This window comes from Pantoea sp. SGAir0183 (assembly GCF_043545505.1).
Map to the genome: position 1 here is coordinate 3,039,829 of NZ_CP028053.1, position 18,589 is coordinate 3,058,417.

The following is an 18,589-nucleotide window of genomic DNA, read 5'->3' on the forward strand; positions in this document are numbered from 1 at the left end:
CCCGGCAGAGGATTACTCTACAGCGGCCCCACTGGCTGCGTTGCTGGCAACCTCATCCGCTTTTTGTTTTTTATAGGCCAGTGCAGCCGCCGGAACCGGCGCAGCCTTGCCGGTTTCCAGCCAGTCGCGCAGACGATTCGCATCGGCGAAATGGGTATATTTGCCAAACGCATCGAGTACCACCAGCGCGACCGGGCGGTTCTTAATCATCGTCCGCATGACCAGACAGTGCCCCGCCTGATCGGTGTAACCCGTTTTCGTTAACTGGATATGCCAGCCATTTTTATATACCAGGTGATTGGTATTGCGGAACGGTAGCGCATAACTCGGATGGGCAAACACGGCGGTTTCTTCTTTGGTCGTGCTGAGCTCACCCAGAAGCGGATATTCACGCGTCGCTTTCAGCAGCTTCACCAGATCCTGGGCGCTGGACACGTTTTTGATAGAGAGGCCCGTGGGTTCAACGTAATGCGTGTGCATCATGCCGAGCGCGCGCGCCTTGGCATTCATTGCCCGGATAAAAGCATCGTACCCGCCCGGATAAGCGTGAGCCAGACTGGCTGCCGCGCGGTTTTCCGAGGACATCAGCGCCAGCATCAGCATACTGCGGCGACTAATTTCGCTGTTCAGTTTGACGCGCGAAAACACACCACGCATCTCGGGGGTCTGGCTGATATCGACCTTCACCATCTCGTTCATCGGCTGGTGCGCATCCAGTACCACCATGGCCGTCATTAACTTCGTGATAGACGCGATGGGGCGCACCCGATCCGGGTGACTGGAGAACAGGACTTTACCATTGGTCAGATCGACAATCAGGGCGCTCCCTGAGGCGATTTGCGGCTGAGCAATCGGGGCCATCTGCGACAACGTGGTGGTCGCCTGTGCTGGAAGGGTAAAAACCTGCCCGGAAACGAGCAGCGCCAGCGACAACAGTGAAAAGCGAATTTTTGCAGGCATCGTGGAAAAAAGACCCGGTTAAGATTGTGCGCTGTGTAAACACAGGCCGCCAACGCCTGAACAGGCAGAGCGCGGGCTGGCCGCAGCATCATACGCTGAAGTCAGGGAATTTTCCTGGTGAGATTGTTTCTGAGCGTTAAAAAAAGGTTGCCGCCCTGTAGGCGGCAACGGCAGGTTAAAACAGACGCGGGCCATAGCCCCATAACACCACGGTCAGAGCCAGTAGCACTTCGAAGACCAGCACACCAATAGCCAGTGTTGAACTGGAAAAACGCAGACTTTCGTCACGGTCGATATTCAGAAACAGCGGAATGCCGACATACAGCAGATACCCGGTATACAGGAGCGCCAGCGCTGCCGCCAGCACACATAGCCAGACCAGCGGATAAAGCGCGACAAGGCCGCTCAAAAACAGGGGCGTAGCGACATAGCCCGCAAATACGGTGCAGCGCCCCATGCTGGGACGATGGGGATAGTCACGCGCCATCCAGTGAATCACCCGCCCCATAACGGCGACGCCGCCCAGGATCACCAGATAGAACAGAATCCCCAGGCCCAACGCCGTCAGCAAATTAAGCTGCACATATTGCCCTTCTCCCAGGTTCCAGCCTGACTGAGTGGTGCCAATCATGGCGCAGATCACCGGCACAGCGGCCATCAGCAGCACGTGGTGAGTGTAATGGTGCGAAACCGTTTCGTTCTCTTGCTTGATAGTGCGCATTTCCTGGTTCGGATGCGCTAACAAACCCCAGACATGGTTCATACGCTTACTCCTCTGACCGATTGGGCCACCCGATCTGTTAACATTTCCACAAGGGGGCAGCAGTCATTTGAGTATAATCGGCAGGATAATTTCCGGGGCCTCTGCGCAAAAAAACGGCGAAAAAGATCGCTTACGGGGTCTTAATCCGCTGTCCTGGCAAATCGGGTATAGACTGAAAGAAAAATCTTCACACAGGGAGTTCAGCCTTGCATTTGGATATCAATGGGTTAATTACGCAGTACGGCTATCTTGCGCTGTTTATTGGCTGTATTGCCGAGGGCGAAACGTTTTTGCTGCTGGGCGGGGTTGCCGCTCACGAAGGGCTACTGCACTACAGTGGCGTCGTACTGGCGGCGATGGCGGGCGGGGTGGTGGGCGATCAGATGCTCTACTGGATTGGCCGGCGTTTTGGTACCCGCATTTTGCGACGCTTTAAAAAACATCAGGATAAAGTGGTGAAGGCGAACCGCCTGATTAAGCGTCGTCCCAGCCTGTTCGTGATTGGCGCACGTTTTATGTATGGCTTTCGTATTATTGGGCCGATCATTATTGGCGCAAGCCGCCTGAAGCCGCTGAAGTTTTTTCTCCTCAACGTCACCGGGGCGGCTGTCTGGGCACTGCTGTTTGTTACGCTCGGCTATTTTGCAGGCGGCATTATCGCCCCCTGGCTGCACAAACTCGACCAACACTTTAAACACCTGCTATGGCTGGGCGCGGCGGTGGTCTTTGCGTTTGTGCTGCGCTGGGCGATTCGCCGCTGGAATCATCACCGGGCCGATCAGTAGCCTTTAAACTGTGGGTTGGCCAGCATAAAGCCGCCGTCGATAATAAACGACTGACCGGTGGTATAGGTCGCCCACTCGGAACTCAGCCAGGCTACCATACTGGCAATTTCGTGCGTATCGCCAGGGCGGCCGGCAGGAATTTCTGGCATTTTTACGTTGTGCGCATCCGCGTCGGACATCTTGTTCATCGGCGTCGCAATCGCCCCCGGGGCGACCGCATTGACCAGAATATTGTGGGGCAGCAGACTCAGCGCCATCGATTTGGTCAGGCCGCCTGCCGCATGTTTTGCCGCGGTGTAGGCCACTGAGCCCGGCAGGGGCGTATGCTCGTGCACAGAGGTGATATTGATGATGCGTCCGCCCTGCCCTTGTTTGATCATGTTACGTGCCGCCACCTGCCCACAGATAAAGACGCCATCGACATCCACGCTGAAGGTTTTACGCCAGTCTTCCCAGGTCACGTCCATAAAGTCGGCTTTAAAATTTGCCCCGGCATTGTTGACCAGCACATCGATACGGCCCAGTTTGTCGATCAACTGCTGCAACACCTTGCCGCCTTCTGGCGGATCGGCCAGATCGAGCTGAATCGTCTCTGCCCGTTGTCCGGTCTCTTCTACCCGACGGGCGGTCCGCTGTGCGCCTTCCTCGTCTGAACGCCAGGTGATGCCAATATCAAAGCCCTGTTCGGCTAACATCTCAGCACAACGGCTGCCGATGCCCGAATCCGATGCGGTCACAATGGCCACTTTTCGTTGGGGTGCTGTCATAACGGTCTCCTCTGGAAGTGTATGAAAAGTATATACCGGGCTGAAAATTGTGCCGGACGCGGACAACGGGCTCGCCAGGTTAACGATCCGTGCCCGAACGAAGCGGTATGCAGGTACCTGGCTATAGTTAAGTCAGACACTGACAGGGAGAACGCGATGAGTAAGGTTAAACGCAAGATTGACGATCATGGTGTCATAGGTGATCTCCGCACCTGTGCACTGGTCGCAAACGATGGCACGATCGACTATCTCTGCTGGCCGGAGCTGGACAGCCCGTCGGTGTTTTCGGCCTTACTGGACAGTGACGAAGCGGGCCTGTTTTCAATCGCACCCGAGTGGCAAAACGCCCGTCGGCAACAAATTTACCTGCCGGATACCAATATTCTGCAAACGCGCTGGCTGGCCGAAGAAGGCGTGGCCGAAATTACTGACTACATGCCCATCTGCGACCGTCAGGACAAACTGCCACGCATTATCCGCCGGGTGAAAATGGTGCGGGGTCAGGCCCGGTTTAACATGGTCTGTTCGCCTCGCCATGATTACGCCCGAGCGGAAACCCGCGCCGAGATTCAGCGCGGTTGTATCGATTTTCATGCGACGGATCAGCCCTCGCTTCGGCTGGCCGCCACGGTCGTGATGACCCTGGAAGGTAATAGCGCCACCGCCAGTTTCGAGTTAAAAGCGGGCGAACACGCCGCATTTGAATTCGGCAGCGTAAATGACGCACACGTTGAAAAACTGGCGACCGCGAACTGTTTCGAAGAGACGCTGAGCTACTGGCGTGAGTGGAGTTGCCACAGCACCTATCGTGGCCGCTGGCAGGAAATGGTTCAGCGCTCAGCGTTGGTGCTGAAGCTGCTGACCTCCTGGCAGCACGGCTCCATTGCCGCCGCCGCAACCTTTGGCCTGCCGGAGGAGCTGGGGGGCGAACGTAACTGGGATTACCGTGCCTCCTGGATACGCGATGCGTCCTTCAGCATGTACGCGCTGATGCGCCTGGGCTACGTGGATGAGGCCAAGCACTTCACCGAATGGGTCGGTCGCTGTGTGGAGAACAGCCATCATGACGAGATGCGTTTACAGGTGATGTATCGCCTGGACAGCAGCACGGAACTGCAGGAAATGTCGCTGCTCAACCTGTCCGGCTATGCCGATTCCTGCCCGGTCAGGATAGGCAACGATGCCTGGCAACAGAAACAACTGGATATCTATGGCGAACTGATGGACGCCATTTACCTTGCCAATAAATATGGTGAAGCCATCTCTCAACGGGGCTGGAACCATGTCTCAGAGATGCTGGACTGGCTCTGTGATAACTGGCATCAGCCGGATGCGGGCATCTGGGAAATGCGCGGTGAACCGGAACACTTCCTGCACTCCCGTTTGATGTGCTGGGTGGCCATGGATCGCGGGCTGCGTCTTGGCATGAAACGTTCCCTGCCGATGCCTTATGAGCGGTGGGACCGTACCCGCCGCGAGATTCGCGACGATATCTGGAAAAACTTCTGGAACAGCGAACGCGGCCATTTTGTTTCGACCCGCCATGGTGACTACCTGGATGCCTCCATGCTGCTGATGCCGCTGGTGCGTTTTGTCGGCGCAACCGATCCTGACTGGATTGCCACGCTGGATGCCATCAAGGCGAATCTGGTCAGCGATGGGATGGTGCGACGCTATAACATCCATGAAACCCCGGCGGACGGGCTCACCGGCGGAGAAGGTTCATTTGGTGCCTGCTCGTTCTGGTACGTCGAATGTCTGGCGCGTGCCGGGCGCGTACGCGAAGCCCATTTTGAGTTCGAGAAATTACTGAGCTACGCTAATCCGTTGGGGTTATATGCCGAAGAGTTCGACAGCCACGGCCAGGCACTAGGCAATATGCCGCAGGCGCTGACGCATCTCGCCCTGATTAGCGCCGCTTTTTTCCTGAACCGCAAGCTAAACGGAGATGTCACGTTATGGCAGCCGTAGAGGGCGGTTTTCGCCCAAAATGTTAATGAACAAAGGCGGATAACGCAGGTAAGTCAGGTAAAGTATTTCGATGCGGTAAAAATCCTGATTCACAACATCAGTTTAATGAACATATAATGCGCAGCAGGTCATAGTGACCAGCATGGGTTCGATACATTGACAAGCCTGAAACATGGCGATAAAGACTTGTAAAATATGAAAAAAAGCATTCGCGCGTTCGCTTCACTTGCATTGGCTTTGGCAGCATTCAGTCAGTCAGCCCTTGCGGTTGTTTATCCCTTACCGCCGGCGAACAGCCGTCTGACCGGGCAAAACATTGAGATTACGATTCCTCAGGACAGTAAACTGCCTCTGGAAGCTTTTGCAGCACAGTTCCAGATGGGCCTCAGCAATATGCTGGAAGCCAATCCGGGTGTTGACGTTTATCTGCCTAAGCCTGGCAGCAAACTGATTATCCCTCAGCAGTTACTCCTGCCTGACGCCCCGCGTGAAGGCATCGTGATTAACAGTGCTGAAATGCGTCTTTATTACTACCCGAAAGGCACGAAAACCGTAGTCGTTCTGCCTATCGGTATTGGTGAGCTGGGTAAAGATACGCCGCTGAACTGGACCACAACCGTCCAACGTAAAAAAGATGGCCCGACCTGGACGCCCACCAAAGCGATGCACGCTGAATATGCATCACGTGGCGAAAATCTGCCGGCTGTGTTCCCGGCAGGCCCGGATAACCCAATGGGGCTGTATGCGCTCTACATTGGGCGTCTGTACGCCATTCACGGCACCAACGCCAACTTTGGTATCGGCCTGCGCGTCAGCCACGGCTGTGTCCGCCTGCGTGCCGATGATATCAAATGGCTGTTCGATCACGTGCCCGTTGGCACGCGCGTGCAGTTTATCAACCAGCCGGTGAAAGCCTCTGTTGAGCCAGACGGTTCACGCTGGATGGAAGTGCATAATCCGCTGTCAACCACGGAAGAGCAGTTTAACTCTCGTGAACTGGTGCCGATTACGCTGACTCAGGCGGTTGGCAAAGTACTGGTAGACGGTAGCGTGAATCAGTCTCAGGTTGATAAGGCCATCCAGAACCGCTCTGGTATGCCTGTACAGGTTAATGCGCCAGAAAACAGCGTGGCCCCTGCGCCTGTTCCCTTCAATGAAGGTGAAGATGCTGAGCCGAAAGAAGAGCCCATGACGCCAGTGATGTCGCAGCCTGCTAACCCGGTCGCGGTCCAGTCAGAGCCCGCGCCGCAACAGGCTCAACCTGTGCAGCCTTCGCAGCCGCAGCCAGAGCAACCACAGCAGTCGCAACCTGCCCAGCCACAGCCGGCGCAGTAACATTCGCCTGTTACGGGCCAGCCATTCAGGCCCGGTCGTCAGGTCAGTGAAAAGCCAGCGTTGGCGATAGCCACGCTGGCTTTTTTATTGGTCACGGGCTCCACTGTCAACACCACTATCTGGATGGACGGCGAAAACTCAGCCAGCCGGCCAGCAGCGTGAAGGCCAGGACGATCAGAACCAGCAGTAAAAACCCGTGCGGGTTCGACGCCAGCGGAATGCCGCCCACGTTCATACCAAAAAATCCCGCCACAATGTTAATCGGTAGTGCAAGCACCGTAATCACGGTCAGCAGATAAAGTGTCCGGTTACTCTGCTCCATCAACCGTGCTGCAATTTCCTCCTGCAGCAGACGGATGCGCTCCATCAGGCTGGCCAGGTCGTTCAGCACCACGCTAAATTCTTCCGTGAACGCCCGCAGCTCGCGGAGCGTGTCGCGGTTGAGCCAGGCGGGTGGGCGGTTAAGCAACCGGAACAGCGCCGCCGGTTCGGGTGCCAGCAGGCGCTGAATGCGCAGCAGCATGCGCCGGTAATGCCCCAGCTCACTGCGGTTGGCCTTGATTGCCGGACTTAATAAACGCTCTTCAATGTTATCGACTACCTGGCTGATGCGACGCACCACCAGTTCCAGCTGCAACTCCTGTTCACCGAGCAGGTAAAGTAACAGGGCCTCCGCACTGGGAAAATTATGCTTCGCCAGCCCCTGCTGCATCTTTTCGATCATCACTGACGAGCGATAACGTGCGCTCACGACCAGATTATGACGGCACCAGATCCACAGGGTCGCATTTTGCGTACTGCGATTTTCCTGGCTCAGCGTGACGTCGTTCAGTACCGCCAGCAGGGCATTGCTTTGTTCCGCTAACCGGGTGCGCGGCGAGGCGGAATGGATCTCGTCAAAAAAATCATCATCAACCTGAAAGTGGCCCTGCACCCAGTGCTGTGCCCGCGCGTGATTCAGATTGATATGTAACCAGAGAAAGCCTTCTTCAGGAGGGTGTTCACCGAGTTTTACCGCTTCACGGGCATTCAGGCGTTGAGGGAGGGCATCAGGAGAAAAGCGATAACCATGGATGAGTCCGGCCACATCATCATCAAAATCACGTTTTTGTGGGGTGAGAACAACGTCTGTCGCCATGGCAATCCTGTCAGCATCATCAATTAAGATCCACAGCCTGCTGAAGTTTTGTTACAGCAAAATGACCTGTGCCGCCTGGATCATTTTTTTGTCATAAAAAGCGGGTATCACACAGCGTTAACCAGATGTAACTCCGCATCTGCATCCGCTAAGAGGTACGGCATGAGCGAAAACAGTTTATCCTCTTCAGGCACGACGCAGGGACGTCCCGATTTCAACGGCAAAGGCAGCCGCGCAACCAAAACGGCTTTTTATGTCCTGTTAATAGCCGGTCTGGCCTTTGCCGGATTTAATCTGTTTCACGATGTGGAAAAAACTAACACGCCCGTCACCAGTTATGTGCCTTTCTTTCTGCTCGGCCTGGCGCTGCTGATTGCGCTGGGCTTTGAATTCGTTAACGGGTTTCACGATACCGCCAACGCGGTCGCTACGGTGATCTACACGCATTCGCTGACGCCCGGTGCGGCCGTCGTCTGGTCAGGGCTGTGCAACTTTCTTGGCGTGATGCTTTCCAGCGGCGTGGTCGCGTTTGGCATTATTTCGCTTCTGCCCGTCGAACTCATCCTGCAGGCCAGCAGCGGCAACGGCTTTGCCATGATTTACGCCCTGCTGTTCTCGGCGATTATCTGGAATCTGGGCACCTGGTACTTTGGCCTGCCCTCGTCGTCGTCACATACTTTAATTGGCTCGATTATTGGCGTGGGTGTGGCGAATGCGATGTTGCATGGTCGCAGTGGTCTGAGTGGCGTTGACTGGGATCAGGCGCTGAAGGTCGGCTATGCCTTACTGCTCTCGCCCGTCGTGGGCTTCGTCTGCGCCGCCCTGCTGCTGTGGGCCATGAAGCTGTTGATTCGTAACCGCCAGTTGTACGAAGCCCCGCACAGCAACGAGCCGCCGCCGGTCTGGATTCGTGGCCTGCTGATTCTGACCTGCACCGGCGTCTCCTTTGCTCACGGGTCGAATGACGGGCAGAAAGGGATGGGACTCATCATGCTGATCCTGGTTGGCACCATGCCCATCGCCTATGCACTGAACCGTTCACTTCCGCCCGAGCAAATCCCGCGCGTTGCCGCACTGAGTGACGTGACGGCGCGCCAGTTACTGCATATTCAACCGGCCGCCACGCCCGCCCCGGATTCACGCAATGTGTTGACGGCCTTTGTCAGCACTGACACGGTCAATCCGAACGTCTTGCCCGCGCTTGGCATGACGTTACGGGATATCAGCGACCAGATTCGCCGCTACGGCTCGATGGACAATATTCCGGCCCAGTCCGTGACCAATACCCGCAATCAAATGTACCTGGCCGCAGAATCGATCAAGCACCTGCAAACCGCCCATGTCTCGCTCCCCGATGAGACGGCACGTAACCTGAAGGCGGTGAAAACAGAGCTGGACAGCGCCACACGCTTTATTCCGATGTGGGTGAAGGTGGTGGTGGCAATCGCGTTGGGGCTGGGCACCATGGTGGGCTGGCGACGTATTGTGGTCACCGTGGGTGAGCGCATCGGCAAAACCCATCTGACCTATGCGCAAGGGGCCAGCGCCGAACTGGTGGCAATGGCGACCATCGGCGCGGCCGATGCCTTTGGTCTGCCGGTCTCCACGACGCATGTGCTCTCATCCGGCGTGGCGGGCACCATGGCGGCGAACCGCTCTGGCCTGCAGATGTCCACCCTGCGCAATCTTGCCGTCGCCTGGATATTGACGCTGCCGGTCTCGATTTTACTTTCTGCCCTGCTCTACGGGCTGTTCATTCATATCTGACCAGGTGAACTGTCATGGCAACACACGACAACAGTTTCAATCGCGACGCTTTTAATCAGCGTTTAATGCAGGAGTTCTATGACAGCTACGACGAAGAGCTGGAGCTGGAGCTCGACGATCTGCGCTTTAGCGAGGCCGCGCCCACGGGCAGCGATGAAAAAGCCTGGCGCCGTCGTTATTTTCGCGAGCTGCTGCAGTTGCAGGGCGAGCTGGTGAAGCTACAGGACTGGGTAATGCGCACCGGCCATCGGCTGGTCATTCTGTTTGAGGGCCGCGATGCGGCCGGTAAAGGAGGCGTGATTAAGCGCATTACGCAACGCCTTAATCCGCGCACCTGCCGGGTGGCTGCGCTGCCCGCGCCCAACGATCGTGAAAAAACCCAGTGGTACTTTCAGCGTTATATCGCGCATTTGCCCGCCGCGGGCGAGATGGTGCTGTTCGACCGCAGCTGGTACAACCGGGCAGGCGTGGAGCGCGTCATGGGATTTTGCAGTGATGCCGACGTGGCGGAGTTTTATCGCAGCGTGCCCGAGTTTGAAAAAATGCTGACCCGCAGCGGGATTCAAATCATTAAGTACTGGTTTTCAATCACGGACGAGGAGCAGGAACTGCGCTTCATGAGCCGTATCCACGATCCCCTCAAGCAGTGGAAGCTCAGCCCAATGGATCTGGAAAGCCGCCGCCGTTGGGAAGATTACACGGAAGCAAAAGAAGAGATGCTGAGCCGCACCCATATTCAGGAAGCCCCCTGGTGGGTTGTTCAGGGCGTAGACAAGAAACGGGCGCGCCTTAACTGCATCAGCCACCTTTTGCAGCAGGTGCCTTATGAAGCCGCCCCACACGACGAAATCATTCTGCCGCCGCGTGAACGCTCACAGGACTACCACCGCAACGAGGTGCCGGAAAATATGATCGTGCCAGAAAAGTATTGATCGCGTGCGCGGCTAAGCGCCGCGCTGTCACGCTCTCACTTCCGGTGAGGCTGAAGAGAACTGACAGGTCTGCCGCTGTAATGCCGCATAGCGGTCAATCGCCGTAGCAATATCGGCTGAGGTTTTTAAGGCGCGAATCTCAGCGAACAGCTCACCCGCTTCGACGTAGGCTTTACGCAAATAGCCCAGCCACTGTTTGATACGTGCGACATGGTACATGCCCGTATCACCCTGTTTTTCAAGCCGGGTATATTTTTGCAGGAGCACCACCACCTCCGGCCAGGCCATGGGCGCATCATTGTATTTGACGACCCGGCTCAGGTTAGGCACGTTAAGCGCACCACGCCCAATCATCACCGCATCACAGCCTGTGATTCGCAGACAATCCTGGGCGCTTTGCCAGTCCCAGATTTCGCCATTCGCGATAACCGGAATAGACAGTCGCCGACGAATCTCGCCAATCGCCTGCCAGTTAATAGCCTCAGCACGGTAGCCGTCTTCTTTGGTACGGCCGTGCACGACCAGTTCGCTGGCACCGGCCTGCGCTACCGCATCCGCAATTTCCATGCTGCGGGCGCTGGAATCCCAGCCCAGGCGCACCTTAACCGTAACGGGCAAGGAGGCAGGTACGGCTGCCCGCATGGCTTTGGCCGCGCGGTAGATTAAGTCGGGATCTTTTAACAGCGTCGCCCCACCGCCGCTGCCGTTGACCAGCTTCGACGGGCAACCGCAGTTCAGATCCACGCCCCACGAGCCCAGCTCAACCGCGCGGGCCGCGTTTTCCGCCAGCCACTCGGGATGCTGCCCCAGCAGTTGCAGACGAACCAGCGTACCCGACGGCGTCCGGCTGGCATGATGCAGTTCGGGACAAAGGCGATAAAAGGATTTTACCGGCAGCAGTTGGTCGACGACGCGCAAAAATTCCGTGATGCACAAATCGTAGTCGTTGACGTCCGTCAACAGCTGGCGCACCAGAGAATCCAGTACGCCCTCCATGGGTGCCAGTAAAACCCGCATGATCAGACGTTTCCGCTGCGTTTAGGCGCGGGCCGACGTGGACGAGACGCAGGCTTGTCAGACTGGCCCGCTGCGGGTCCCTGACGACGCGGCTGCGCACGCTTGTCCCCTTGAGGACGCGCCGCGCCGGCACCTTGTCCGCCCTGCCCCCGACCACGGCCGCGTGAAGACGGTGACTGGCGGCCGTTCACAATCGGTTCCGCTTTGATGCTGGGATCCGGCTCATAGCCCGGCACAGCCAGTCGTGGAATTTCACGCTTCAGCAAGCGCTCAATATCACGCAACAGTTTGTGTTCGTCGACGCAAACCAGCGACAGCGCCGCACCCGTTGCGGCGGCACGACCGGTACGCCCAATGCGGTGTACGTAGTCTTCAGGCACGTTTGGCAATTCATAGTTCACGACGTGCGGCAGTTCTTCAATATCCAGACCGCGGGCCGCGATATCCGTCGCAACCAGCACACGAATCGCGCCGGATTTGAAGTCGGCCAGTGCACGGGTACGTGCGCCCTGACTCTTGTTACCGTGGATGGCGGCGGCCGTAATGCCGTCTTTGCCCAGTTGTTCGGCAAGGTGATTGGCACCGTGCTTGGTGCGGGTAAAGACCAGCACCTGCTGCCAGTTACCTTCGCCAATCAGCTGAGACAGCAGTTCCCGCTTGCGCTTTTTGTCAACAAAATGCACCTGCTGAGAAACCTGCTCAGACGCGGTATTGCGGCGCGCGACTTCAACCTGCTCCGGGTTGTGCAGCAGTTTTTCTGCCAGGGTTTTGATCTCATCTGAGAACGTCGCCGAGAACAGCAGGTTCTGACGTTTAGCTGGCAGTTTGGCCAGTACGCGGCGGATATCGTGGATAAAGCCCATATCAAGCATGCGATCCGCTTCATCCAGTACCAGCACTTCAACCTGAGACAGGTCAACGGCGTTTTGATGAGCCAGATCCAGTAGACGGCCCGGCGTGGCCACCAGAATATCGACGCCGCCGCGCAGCTTCATCATCTGTGGGTTGATGCTGACGCCGCCAAACACCACCAGCGAACGCAGCGGAAGATATTTGCTGTAGTCGCTGACGTTTTCACCGACCTGAGCGGCCAGTTCACGGGTCGGTGTCAGAATCAGCGCGCGCACCGGACGACGGCCGCGCACTGTTCCGGTATTCGCGGACAGTTTCTGTAATAAAGGTAAGGTAAACCCGGCGGTTTTGCCGGTGCCGGTCTGGGCGCTTGCCAGCAGATCGCGGCCGGACAGCACAACAGGAATCGCCTGGCGCTGAACAGGCGTCGGTTCGCTGTAGCCCTGCTCAGCTACCGCACGCAGAATATCGGCACTCAGGCCGAGAGAGTCAAAAGACATGACGAGTATTACTCCGGTCCACTCTGACCGCGTTTGGCGGTGTAGTTTTCAGAGGGATAGTGACGCCAGCTGAGGCTGACGCGTGAAAAGGGTGCAAACTACGATGCATAAGCGGCGGAGTGTAACAGTTTTACTGCCCCTGTGCGAGATAGCTCACAATTGATTACATATCTCCCAACGACAAAAGCCACCTTGCGGTGGCTTTTTTAGCGCGACAGCCTGATTCAGCTGCGTTTTTTCTCAATGCGTCCTGCCGGCTCTTTCGCCAGCAACGACACCAGCGCGGGCCCCAACAACATCACCACGCCAAGGCTGGCTAACAGTAAGTTGTTGTGGAAAATGCGCGACACCAGGAACAGCGTCATCATCGCGGCACCGAAATAGTACGTGGTGGTCGCTTCTTCCAGGTAATCACCCAGGGTACGTAAACGGGCACTACGCTGCGTGATCAGCATGGCGATAAACACCGCTGCATAGGCCACCACCAGGGTACTGCACACTTCGACCAGTGCTTTATGTTTCCAGCCCCAGACCAGTGCGGCAATCACCAGCAGGTGCATCGCGATGTGGGCCCAGGTTTGACCGGTAATAATTTGAAAGCGATTCGACAATTTCATTTCTCTCTCCTGCAGACCTGGCACGTTGCACATATGCAACCGTAACCGGCCAGGGACGGTTTCTCAATGTAAAGCAAATTTCAGATAACGCCCTAATTATTCCTCTTCTTCACCCTCCATTTGTGACAAAGACTACACTTTGTTGTTGATGAAGATGAAAAGGAGCGCGTCGCGAGTATGCCACAAATCAAGCAAGGATTTTCATTTAAAGTCCTGACGATTAATACCCATAAAGGTTTTGCCCCGTTTAACCGACGCTTCATCTTGCCCGAATTGCGTGAAGCGGTGCGCGCAACGTCAGCAGATATCGTTTTTTTGCAGGAGGTGATGGGAACCCATGACATTCACCCTCTGCAACATGAAAACTGGCCTGATACCTCCCACTACGAGTTTCTGGCCGACACGATGTGGAACGATTTTGCCTATGGGCGCAATGCGGTTTACCCGGAAGGACATCATGGCAACGCCGTGCTGTCGCGTTTTCCCATTGCTGAGTACGACAATCGCGATGTTTCAATTGCCGGGAGCGAAAATCGCGGCATGTTGCATTGCCAGCTTACCCTGCCCGATGGCCGGGGCACGCTGCATGTCATCTGTGTGCACCTGGGGCTGAAAGAGGCGCACCGTCGTGCCCAGTTGGCGATGTTAAACGACATGGTGATGGCGTTACCCGCTGACGCACCTGTCGTCGTCGCCGGTGACTTTAACGACTGGCAGGGGCGAGCCAACAACATACTGCAAAAAGGGGCGGGACTAAAAGAGGTCTTTAGCCTGAAAAGCGGACGACCTGCGCGGACGTTTCCGGCACGCTTTCCCCTTCTGCGACTGGATCGTATTTACGTGCGCAATGCGACGATCAGTCAACCCTGGGCATTGCCGCGTAAACCCTGGTCACACCTTTCCGATCACGCGCCGCTGGCGGTGGAGATCCATCTATGAATTTTGAGTGGCAAGACGGCAACAAACTGCGCCTGCTGGAAAACGGGGACGCATTTTTCCCCCGGGTATTTGGCGCGATTGCACGTGCCGAACACAGCGTACTGCTGGAAACCTTTATCCTGTTCGAAGACGATGTGGGCAACGCCCTGCACAAGGTGTTGCTGGCGGCGGCGCAGCGCGGCGTCAAGGTCGAAATGATGGTCGATGGCTACGGCTCCTCCGAGCTGTCCCAGAGTTATGTCAACAGTCTGACGCAGGCGGGCGTGCGCTTTATCTATTACGATCCGCGTCCGCTGATCATGGGCATGCGGACTAACGTCTTTCGCCGTCTGCACCGTAAAACTGTGGTCGTGGACGGCGTTATCGCCTTTGTCGGCGGCATCAACTTTTCCGCCGAGCACTACACGGATTTTGGCCCGGAAGCCAAACAGGATTATACCGTGGAGGTCAAAGGTCCGGTGGTCGCCGACATTACCCGCTTCCTGCAAGAGGCGATTGGCAGTCAGGCCACCACTCGCCGCTGGTGGGGACAGCGTTCACATCGTCCGGCCAAAAACACCCTGCCCGGCGATGCGCAGGTCCTGTTTGTCTATCGCGACAACGATCAGCACCGGGATGATATTGAGCAGCATTATCTGGACATGCTGCGCACCGCCAAACAGGACGTCATTATCGCCAACGCCTACTTTTTCCCTGGCTACCGTTTGCTTAAGGAGATGCGCAATGCGGCACAGCGCGGCGTGCGCGTGCGACTGATTGTGCAGGGTGAACCGGATATGCCGATTGTGAAAGTGGGCGCTGAGCTGCTTTATAACTATCTGGTGGATGCGGGCGTGGAAGTCTACGAATATTGCCGCCGACCGCTGCATGGCAAAGTGGCGGTGAAAGATCAGCAGTGGGCTACCGTTGGCTCAAGCAACCTCGATCCCTTGAGTTTGTCCCTCAATCTCGAAGCCAACCTGATCATTCACGATCGCAACTTTAACCAGACATTACGCGATAATCTTGAGCATTTACTGGCTGAAGACTGTCAGCGCGTGGAAGAGGATAAGTTGCCACCACGCACCTGGTGGCAGCTGACGAAAGGCGTTGTCGTGTTCCACTTTCTGCGTCACTTCCCGGCTATCGCCGGCTGGTTACCGGCGCATACGCCAAAGCTGGCTCAGGTGGATCCGCCGGTTCAGCCCGAAATGGAGACGCAAGATCGCGTCGAAGCCAACAATGAAGGAGCCAATTCCTGATGGCAAACACGCACCCACGCTGGAAACTGGCAAAAAAAATCCTGACCGGGCTCTTCTTCGTCGCCGTCATTGTGCTGCTGGTGATTTATGCACGCAAAGTGAACTGGGATGACGTCTATAAGGTCATTGTTAACTACAACCGCTTTGTGGTGCTGACCGCGGCGGCACTGGTCATCGTCAGTTATCTGGTTTACGGCTGCTACGACCTGATTGGTCGGGCCTACTGTGGTCATAAGCTGGCCAAACGTCAGGTGATGCTGGTGTCATTTATCTGCTACGCCTTTAATCTGACGCTCAGTACCTGGGTTGGCGGTGTCGCTATGCGCTACCGGCTCTATTCGCGGCTCGGCCTGGACAGTGCGACGATTACGCGCATTTTCTCCCTCAGCATCGCCACTAACTGGCTGGGCTACATCCTGCTGGCGGGCGTGATCTTCAGTGCAGGCCTGGTTCCCATTCCCGGCGGCTGGTTTATCGGCGAAACCACACTACGGCTTATTGGTGCCGCGCTGCTGGTGCTCGTCGCGTTTTATCTCTGGGCGTGCGCGTTTTCTAAACGTCGTCGCTGGAAAGTGAAAGGGCAAACCCTGCAGTTGCCTTCCCTGCGCATGGCGCTGTTTCAGTTTGCCGTCTCCTGCGCCAACTGGCTGGTTATGGGCACGATTATCTGGCTGCTGCTGGGCCGGGATGCCGGTTATCCCATGGTGCTGGGCGTACTGTTAATCAGTAGTATCGCAGGCGTAATTATTCATATTCCGGCGGGGATTGGGGTGCTAGAAGCGGTATTCGTGGCGCTGCTGAGCGGCGAGAACCTTTCACACGGGACCATCATCGCCGCGCTGCTGGCTTACCGCGTGCTGTACTTCATTTTGCCGTTGCTCCTGGCACTGGTGCTGTATCTGGGGCTGGAGAGCCGCGCGAAACATATGCGCCATAAGAACGAGCAGAAGCTACAAAAATCGTAGTAAACGGCTGCTCTGGTTCACCAGAGCAGCCTGTTTTTTAACGGCGGTTGCCAAAAATACGCAGCAGCATCAGGAACAGGTTGATGAAATCAAGATAGAGCGTCAGCGCGCCCATGATTGAGTAGCGGCGCAGGTTTTCCGTGTCACGCGCATCAATCTGCTCACCGATATTTTTCAGTTTCTGCGTGTCATACGCGGTCAGACCGACAAACACCACCACACCGATGTAGGTAATGGCCCACATCAATGCCGGGCTTTTCAGCCAGAAGTTCACCAGCGAGGCCAGCAGAATACCAATCAGCGCCATAAACAGCAGACTGCCCAGGCGGCTTAAATCACGTTTTGTGGTGTAGCCGTAGAACGTCATGGCACCAAACATCCCGGCCGTGACGAAGAACGTGCTGGCAATGGACGAATAAGTGTACACCAGAAAGATACTGGCCATGGTCAGCCCGGTCAGGGCCGAATAGAGCATGAATAACCCCGTCGCCACGGCCCCGCTCAGGCGATGCACCATACCTGAGAGGAAGAACACCAGCGCCAGTTGCACAATGATCAGGCCGAAGAAGGTGATGCGATTTGCAAACACCAGCTCCATCACCGCCGGTGTGCGCGCGGCAAACCAGGAGACGAAGGCAGTGAGTAACAAACCACAGGTCATCCAGCCATAAACCTGTGCCATATAAGCCTGCAACCCACGAGATGCAGGCTGAACTATTGAATCATTCTGTGGATATCGGTCCATGATGCACCTCTTGTTAAACAAATATGTTGTGCCCCAAAACGGGCTGTCTGAGTAAGTGTGGCACAGCTCTGTTCAACTGTGCCACAACGCCGTACTTATCGACGTGACAGGCACTGCTGATAACGACTGTCGACGCGTTGAGCAAACCACGCCGTGGTTAAATTGCGGGTAATTTTAGGACTTTCAAGTCTGATGCCCGGCAACATTTCCCGTGGCAAAGGCTTTCCGGCCATCTTGTCTGCCAGCGTAAAAACCTGCTTCCACAGATCGCTGTCGCTGAAGTCCGCCTTTTCGCCCTGCTCCAGATCGTGGCGGATTTCGCGGTTGCTCATATCAATGCGTTTCGCCAGCGTCCGCACCGCCAGCTCCGTCGATCCTGGCGTGTCCGAACCATACTGAATCAGATCGCCATCCAGCGCCAGCTTCATCCCTGTCGCGCGGGCTACCGCCGCCTGGAACGCCGCATTGCGGCTGGCGTACCAGCCCGCATTGTAGTCCGCGAACCGGTAAAGCGGCTTGCTGTAGTCAGCCGGATAGCCCAGCAGGTGCATTGTGCCGAAATAGACGCCGCCATGACGCGTGAAAACTTCACGGCGAATGGAACCGTCAACCGGCCATGGATAGCCTTTGGCATGGGCTTCTGCAAACGCAATACTCACCTGCATCGGTCCGCCGGTATGAACAGGATTGAGGTTGCCAAACAGCTTCTGCCCCATGGGCACCATCTCAATAAAGTCGTCGAAAATGGCGCTCAGATCTTTTTCACTTCTCGCCTTATCCAGCCGCGCAGCGTAGCTTTCGCCATTACTGGACTTGATTAACAGCGCGGTGCGCACTAAAAACGCCGGAACATGCACCTTCGCCGCCCGGCGGTCGATCTCCTCCCAGGCGATTTTTGCCATACCGGGTACGGTGCCGTTGGCGTCAAATCCTGACTCCTGGCCCGCCACCGCAATAACTGCGCACAAATTACTGTCGCTGGCGGTCAGGCCCTGGGTACGGAACGACGTATAGATATCGTCAGCCCAGCCTGATTTATCGCTGACACCGGCGGGCAGCAGGCGCTGAATCTGCGCTTTGACATCCTCAGGTTGCCTGGCGGGCGCTTCTGGTGTTTTTTTGCTGCTACAGCCCGCCAGTATCAGGATAGCGAGCAACGTCAGGCGTTTGGGGAATGAAATGAATGACATACCTGTCCTCTGAGGCAAAAAGAGTAGCTTAACACTGCGCCGCTTCGCAGGGCAGATGCGATTATATGAACTAAGGTTATCTCTTTTCACGAAAAAGGGATGTTT

Annotated in this window: 17 protein-coding genes; 8 read left to right on the forward strand and 9 right to left on the reverse strand. The window is 56.3% G+C overall.

Features of this window, described 5'->3' with window-relative positions:
- Positions 1–12: 12 nt before the first annotated feature.
- Positions 13–960 (reverse strand): D-alanyl-D-alanine endopeptidase, encoded by a 948-nt coding sequence (gene pbpG, locus C1N59_RS14100; protein WP_033737712.1) that lies wholly within the window; start codon positions 958–960, stop codon positions 13–15.
- 175 nt (positions 961–1,135) lie between these two features.
- Complete coding sequence (locus C1N59_RS14105) at positions 1,136–1,723, reverse strand: Yip1 family protein (RefSeq protein WP_033737713.1); 588 nt, start codon at positions 1,721–1,723, stop codon at positions 1,136–1,138.
- Between the two features lie 206 nt (positions 1,724–1,929).
- Here C1N59_RS14105 and C1N59_RS14110 point away from each other — a divergent pair, with 206 nt between their 5' ends.
- Positions 1,930–2,508, forward strand: coding sequence for a DedA family protein (locus C1N59_RS14110; protein ID WP_033737714.1), 579 nt, complete (start codon positions 1,930–1,932; stop codon positions 2,506–2,508).
- Here C1N59_RS14110 and C1N59_RS14115 read toward each other — a convergent pair.
- Positions 2,502–3,275, reverse strand: a complete 774-nt coding sequence (locus tag C1N59_RS14115) for an SDR family oxidoreductase (RefSeq protein WP_033737715.1) — start codon at positions 3,273–3,275, stop codon at positions 2,502–2,504. The two genes, C1N59_RS14110 and C1N59_RS14115, sit on opposite strands and share 7 nt — an antisense overlap.
- 156 nt (positions 3,276–3,431) lie before the next feature.
- On the opposite strand from C1N59_RS14115, the gene C1N59_RS14120 reads away from it, so the two are divergent.
- Both C1N59_RS14120 and C1N59_RS14125 read left to right on the forward strand, forming a co-directional pair.
- Entirely contained in the window at positions 3,432–5,246 is a 1,815-nt protein-coding gene (locus C1N59_RS14120) for a glycoside hydrolase family 15 protein (RefSeq protein WP_394549778.1), read from the forward strand.
- Positions 5,247–5,441: 195 nt separating this feature from the next.
- Positions 5,442–6,581, forward strand: coding sequence for a L,D-transpeptidase family protein (locus C1N59_RS14125; RefSeq protein WP_033737717.1), 1,140 nt, complete (start codon positions 5,442–5,444; stop codon positions 6,579–6,581).
- Positions 6,582–6,696: 115 nt separating this feature from the next.
- On the opposite strand, the gene C1N59_RS14130 is transcribed toward C1N59_RS14125, so the two are convergent.
- Positions 6,697–7,719: a transporter gene (locus tag C1N59_RS14130; protein WP_033737718.1), complete on the reverse strand. Its 1,023-nt coding sequence runs from the start codon at positions 7,717–7,719 to the stop codon at positions 6,697–6,699.
- A 162-nt stretch (positions 7,720–7,881) separates the two neighbouring features.
- On the opposite strand from C1N59_RS14130, the gene C1N59_RS14135 reads away from it, so the two are divergent.
- Complete coding sequence (locus C1N59_RS14135; RefSeq protein ID WP_006118524.1) at positions 7,882–9,486, forward strand: inorganic phosphate transporter; 1,605 nt, start codon at positions 7,882–7,884, stop codon at positions 9,484–9,486.
- A gap of 14 nt (positions 9,487–9,500) precedes the next feature.
- The gene (gene ppk2 / locus C1N59_RS14140) at positions 9,501–10,418 is read left to right on the forward strand and encodes a polyphosphate kinase 2 (RefSeq protein WP_039341492.1); all 918 of its coding nucleotides are present in this window, start codon (positions 9,501–9,503) and stop codon (positions 10,416–10,418) included.
- Between the two features lie 27 nt (positions 10,419–10,445).
- On the opposite strand, the gene dusC is transcribed toward ppk2, so the two are convergent.
- From dusC to C1N59_RS14155, 3 genes are all read right to left on the reverse strand, one after another.
- The gene (dusC, locus tag C1N59_RS14145; protein WP_394549780.1) at positions 10,446–11,435 is read right to left on the reverse strand and encodes a tRNA dihydrouridine(16) synthase DusC; all 990 of its coding nucleotides are present in this window, start codon (positions 11,433–11,435) and stop codon (positions 10,446–10,448) included.
- Between the two features lie 2 nt (positions 11,436–11,437).
- Positions 11,438–12,787, reverse strand: a complete 1,350-nt coding sequence (gene rhlE / locus C1N59_RS14150; protein ID WP_006118521.1) for an ATP-dependent RNA helicase RhlE — start codon at positions 12,785–12,787, stop codon at positions 11,438–11,440.
- 224 nt (positions 12,788–13,011) lie between these two features.
- On the reverse strand, positions 13,012–13,404 hold the full coding sequence (locus tag C1N59_RS14155; protein ID WP_033737724.1) for a YbhQ family protein: 393 nt from the start codon (positions 13,402–13,404) through the stop codon (positions 13,012–13,014).
- Between the two features lie 177 nt (positions 13,405–13,581).
- On the opposite strand from C1N59_RS14155, the gene C1N59_RS14160 reads away from it, so the two are divergent.
- Genes C1N59_RS14160 through C1N59_RS14170 form a run of 3 tightly spaced genes read left to right on the forward strand, consistent with a single transcriptional unit; the run spans position 13,582 to position 16,549 of the window.
- Positions 13,582–14,343: an endonuclease/exonuclease/phosphatase family protein gene (locus tag C1N59_RS14160; RefSeq protein ID WP_006118519.1), complete on the forward strand. Its 762-nt coding sequence runs from the start codon at positions 13,582–13,584 to the stop codon at positions 14,341–14,343.
- Complete coding sequence (gene clsB, locus C1N59_RS14165; protein ID WP_054687972.1) at positions 14,340–15,584, forward strand: cardiolipin synthase ClsB; 1,245 nt, start codon at positions 14,340–14,342, stop codon at positions 15,582–15,584. Before C1N59_RS14160 ends, clsB begins: the two co-directional genes overlap by 4 nt.
- Positions 15,584–16,549 carry a lysylphosphatidylglycerol synthase domain-containing protein gene (locus C1N59_RS14170; protein ID WP_185199721.1) on the forward strand — a complete coding sequence of 322 codons (966 nt, stop codon included), beginning with the start codon at positions 15,584–15,586 and terminating at the stop codon, positions 16,547–16,549. Before clsB ends, C1N59_RS14170 begins: the two co-directional genes overlap by 1 nt.
- 37 nt (positions 16,550–16,586) lie before the next feature.
- Here C1N59_RS14170 and C1N59_RS14175 read toward each other — a convergent pair whose 3' ends face one another.
- Positions 16,587–17,294 carry a Bax inhibitor-1/YccA family protein gene (locus tag C1N59_RS14175; protein ID WP_033737729.1) on the reverse strand — a complete coding sequence of 236 codons (708 nt, stop codon included), beginning with the start codon at positions 17,292–17,294 and terminating at the stop codon, positions 16,587–16,589.
- Between the two features lie 95 nt (positions 17,295–17,389).
- Positions 17,390–18,484, reverse strand: coding sequence for a DUF1615 domain-containing protein (locus C1N59_RS14180; protein WP_394549783.1), 1,095 nt, complete (start codon positions 18,482–18,484; stop codon positions 17,390–17,392).
- Positions 18,485–18,589: the final 105 nt, after the last annotated feature.